This window comes from Dietzia sp. B19 (assembly GCF_014145155.1).
Taxonomy (GTDB): Bacteria; Actinomycetota; Actinomycetes; order Mycobacteriales; family Mycobacteriaceae; genus Dietzia; species Dietzia natronolimnaea.
The window spans coordinates 1-3,443 of the sequence record NZ_JAALED010000327.1; the positions used below are offsets into that span (position 1 = coordinate 1).

Here is a 3,443-nt window from a genome sequence, read left to right on the forward strand (position 1 = left end):
CACGGCCGCCACCACCAGCGCGCCGATCCCGCCGAGCGCGGTGGCCGCCACGTACGCGACCGTCTGCGGACCACGCGGGGCGGCACCGTCCGCGCCGTGCAGGCCGTCGGATCCGGAGTCGTTCACAGAGTGATCCGAGGGAGTGCGGGAGGTCACGAGGCGACCACCTCGTCGTCGTCGCCCCTCTCCCCACCCCCGGGGTCCGCCGCCAGGCCGTGTTGCAGGCGGCGCTCCACCCGGTCCACCTTCCCGCGCAACTCACCGGAGCGGCCGGGCCGCAGGTCGGCCTTGAGCACCAGACTCACCCGCGGGGACACCGCCAGGACCGCCTCGGTGGCGGCGCGGATGACGGGCATGACCTCGTCCCAGTCGCCCTCGATTGTGGTGAACATCGAGGTGGTTTCATGCGGCAGTCCGGACGCGCGGACCACCCGGACCGCCTCGGCCACGGCCTCGCTCATGGACGCCGAGTCGTCCGCGGTCGTGGTGGGAGCGACGGAGAACGCGAAGAGCATGACACCACCGTAAGCCTCCGCCCCGTCCCACGCAGATCGACTCCCGCCCGGACCCGACCGTCAGCCGCGGGACACCTGCTGCGGCACTCCGGGTTCGTACCCCGCCCCGGCGAGCAGCTCGCGGACGCGCGGGATGACCTTGCGGCCGTAGAGGTCGATCGAGTTCATGAGGTGCTCGTGCGGGGTGGGGCCGCTGGCGTACTTGAGGTCGAAGCGGTCCAATCCCAGTGTGCGCACGGTCGCGGCGATCTTCTGTGCGACGGTCTCGGGTGAACCCACGTACATCGCCCCGGACCTCACCTCGCGGTGGAAGTCGGCCTCCCCCGCGTCCCCCCAGCCCCGCTCGCGGCCGATCTTGTTGCGGTTGACCAGCCAGTGGGGCAGGGCCAGGGCGGCGGCCTTCTCGTCGGTCTCCGCGACGAAACCCGGCGAGTGCACGGCGATCGGCAACCGCGGGGCGTCGGTGCCCGCGAGCTGCGCGTTGGCCTGGCGGTACAGGTCGGCGAAGGGGGCGAAGCTGCCGGCGGGCCCGCCGATGATCGCCAGCATGAGGGGCATCCGGTAGCGGGCCGCGCGCACCACGGATTCGGGGCTGCCGCCCACGGCGATCCACGCGGAGAGCCCGCCCTCGGTCTCCGGGTACACGCGCTGGTCGACCAGGGGACGCCGCAGCTCCCCGGACCACGTCACCGGCGTCTCGGGCAGCAGCGCGGAGAACAGGTCCAGCTTCTCGCTGAACAGCTGCTCGTACTGCTGGAGATCGAGGCCGAACAGCGGGAACGACTCGGTGAAGGACCCGCGCCCCAGAACGACCTCGGCGCGCCCGTTCGACAGGGCGTCGATCGTGGAGAAGCGCTGGAACACCCGGACCGGGTCGTCACTGGACAGGACGGTGACCGCCGAGCCGAGCGTGATGCGCTGCGTCCGGGTCGCGATGCCGGCGAGCACCACATCCGGGGCGGAGACGGCGTAGTCGGGGCGGTGGTGCTCCCCCACCCCGAAGGCGTCGACGCCCACCTCGTCGGCGAGCACCGCCTGCTCGACGACGTCCCGGATCACCTGGGCGTGGTGGACCCGCGCGCCTCGGTCATCGACGGTGGTGTCGCCGAAGGTGTCGAGGCCAAAGGCGACGGAGTGTGACGCTGGAGATGCGGAGGTGGCGGGCGTGGCGGAGGTGGTGTGTTGAGTCATGCCCCCACTTTAGTTGATCTGTCAACCATAGGGTCTGCGGAGGTCCCTCTCGCCCCGGCCGGGCGGGTCTACAGTTCGTTCATGACGTTCACAGAGGCCGTGGAACTGGTGGGCAAGACCATGGACGCGGCCGGCGTGGCCGCCATCGTGGTGGGCGCGTTGGTGGCGGCCATGTTCGCCCTCGACCCGCGTCGACGACACGGCCCGGAGGGTGACGTCTACACCGCATTCCGGCGCCGTCTCGGCCGCGCGATCCTGCTGGGCCTGGAACTCCTGGTGGCCGCGGACATCATCCGGACCGTCGCGATCTCGCCGAGCTACGACTCGGTGGGGTTGCTCGCGTTGGTCGTGCTCATCAGGACGTTCCTCAGCTGGTCGCTCGAACTCGAGATCTCGGGCCGGTGGCCGTGGCAGAAGCGAGCCGGATCGCGAGCCGACCGCACCCGGCATGATGGAGACGACCAGGCGCGAGCCGACGTGCACGAGAGCGAGAGGACCACACCATGACCGACACCGATCACGGACCCCACCCCTACGTCGTCAACATCGAGGACGCGACCCTCGCCAACACCAACTACCGGACCACGCTGTGGACCGGGAAGCACCTGCAGATGACGGTCATGGCGATCGCTCCCGGGGACGACATCGGCCTCGAGGTGCACGAGGACCACGACCAGTTCCTGCGGGTCGAGCAGGGTCGCGGTCGCGTCCAGATGGGACCGGCCGAGGACCGCCTGGAGTTCGACGAGGAGGTCGGCGACGACTGGGTGATCCTCGTCCCCGCCGGGTCGTGGCACAACGTCACCAACATCGGCGACGAGCCGCTCAAGGTCTACTCGATCTACGCCCCGCCGGAGCACGAGCACGGCACCGTCCACGCGACCAAGGCCGAATCGGACGCCGACGAGCACTGAGACACCTCGGGCACAGGGCCACCTGGGTCCCCGAGCTCGTCCACGGCGTCAGGCGCCGGCGGGCCCCTCGTCCCGCCGGCGCCTCGTCGCGCGCACGTACCTGGTGAGCATCGTGTCCATCAGCGCCGGCGACAGGCGCTGCAGACGCCACGTCGCCCGCGCCCGCGCGGGTTCGATCACGAGCGCCCGGTTCCCCAGGACACCACGCAGGACGCTCTCCGCCAGCAGATCCGGGTCCAGCGGCTCCCGCACGCCCTGACCCTCGAGGTAGTAGTGACGGCCGTCGAAGCCGTCGAGCTCGCCCTTGTCCAGGATCGCGGTGTCCACCGCAGCCGGGCACACCACGGTCACCCCGACGCCGTGGCCGGCCGCCTCCGCGCGCAGCGAGAGCCCGAGCCCCACCACCGCGTGCTTGGTCATGGCGTAGCTGGTGATCAGGCCCGCCGGGCACAACCCGCCCATGGAGGCGGTGAGCACGAGCGATCCCGTTCCCCGGCGGATCATCTCCGGGTACGCGGCGTGGACGCAGTGCACGACCCCGCGGATGTTCACGTCGACGATCGCGTCCCACTGCCCCAGGGTGAGCAGCTCGGTGTCCCCGCCCCAGGTGATTCCGGCGTTGGCGAACATCAGGTCCAGGCCCCCGTGCTCGGCGACCACCTCGCCGACCAGGTCCGACACCGCCCGGGCGTCGGTGACGTCGAGCGCCTCCGACCGGGCCGATCCCCTTCCCGTCGTACCCGGGGTGATCTCCTCCGCCACCCGCCGGGCGGCCACCGGGTCGATGTCCGTCACCACGACGTGGGCGCCGGCCGCCACCAGG

5 protein-coding genes are annotated in these 3,443 nt (G+C 71.2%); 2 read left to right on the forward strand and 3 right to left on the reverse strand.

Annotated elements, in window-relative coordinates; translation table 11 throughout:
- Positions 1 to 152: 152 nt before the first annotated feature.
- Both G6020_RS09975 and G6020_RS09980 read right to left on the reverse strand, forming a co-directional pair.
- Positions 153 to 515 (reverse strand): MTH1187 family thiamine-binding protein, encoded by a 363-nt coding sequence (locus G6020_RS09975; RefSeq protein WP_182610513.1) that lies wholly within the window; start codon positions 513 to 515, stop codon positions 153 to 155.
- Positions 516 to 575: 60 nt separating this feature from the next.
- Positions 576 to 1,706, reverse strand: coding sequence for an LLM class flavin-dependent oxidoreductase (locus G6020_RS09980; protein ID WP_182610514.1), 1,131 nt, complete (start codon positions 1,704 to 1,706; stop codon positions 576 to 578).
- 81 nt (positions 1,707 to 1,787) lie between these two features.
- Here G6020_RS09980 and G6020_RS09985 point away from each other — a divergent pair, with 81 nt between their 5' ends.
- Together G6020_RS09985 and G6020_RS09990 are read left to right on the forward strand one after the other, a co-directional pair.
- Positions 1,788 to 2,213 carry a DUF1622 domain-containing protein gene (locus G6020_RS09985; RefSeq protein WP_182610515.1) on the forward strand — a complete coding sequence of 142 codons (426 nt, stop codon included), beginning with the start codon at positions 1,788 to 1,790 and terminating at the stop codon, positions 2,211 to 2,213.
- The gene (locus tag G6020_RS09990) at positions 2,210 to 2,620 is read left to right on the forward strand and encodes a cupin domain-containing protein (RefSeq protein WP_182610516.1); all 411 of its coding nucleotides are present in this window, start codon (positions 2,210 to 2,212) and stop codon (positions 2,618 to 2,620) included. Before G6020_RS09985 ends, G6020_RS09990 begins: the two co-directional genes overlap by 4 nt.
- A 48-nt stretch (positions 2,621 to 2,668) precedes the next feature.
- Here G6020_RS09990 and G6020_RS09995 read toward each other — a convergent pair whose 3' ends face one another.
- The gene (locus tag G6020_RS09995; RefSeq protein ID WP_241732650.1) at positions 2,669 to 3,442 is read right to left on the reverse strand and encodes an SDR family NAD(P)-dependent oxidoreductase; all 774 of its coding nucleotides are present in this window, start codon (positions 3,440 to 3,442) and stop codon (positions 2,669 to 2,671) included.
- Between the last annotated feature and the right edge of the window lies 1 nt (position 3,443).

Bases quoted from the DNA above. Each gene is read 5' to 3' on its own strand.
- G6020_RS09975 (WP_182610513.1), bottom strand. From the start codon at position 515: ATGCTCTTCGCGTTCTCCGTCGCTCCCACCACGACCGCGGACGACTCG.
- G6020_RS09980 (WP_182610514.1), bottom strand. From the start codon at position 1,706: ATGACTCAACACACCACCTCCGCCACGCCCGCCACCTCCGCATCTCCA.
- G6020_RS09985 (WP_182610515.1), top strand. From the start codon at position 1,788: ATGACGTTCACAGAGGCCGTGGAACTGGTGGGCAAGACCATGGACGCG.
- G6020_RS09990 (WP_182610516.1), top strand. From the start codon at position 2,210: ATGACCGACACCGATCACGGACCCCACCCCTACGTCGTCAACATCGAG.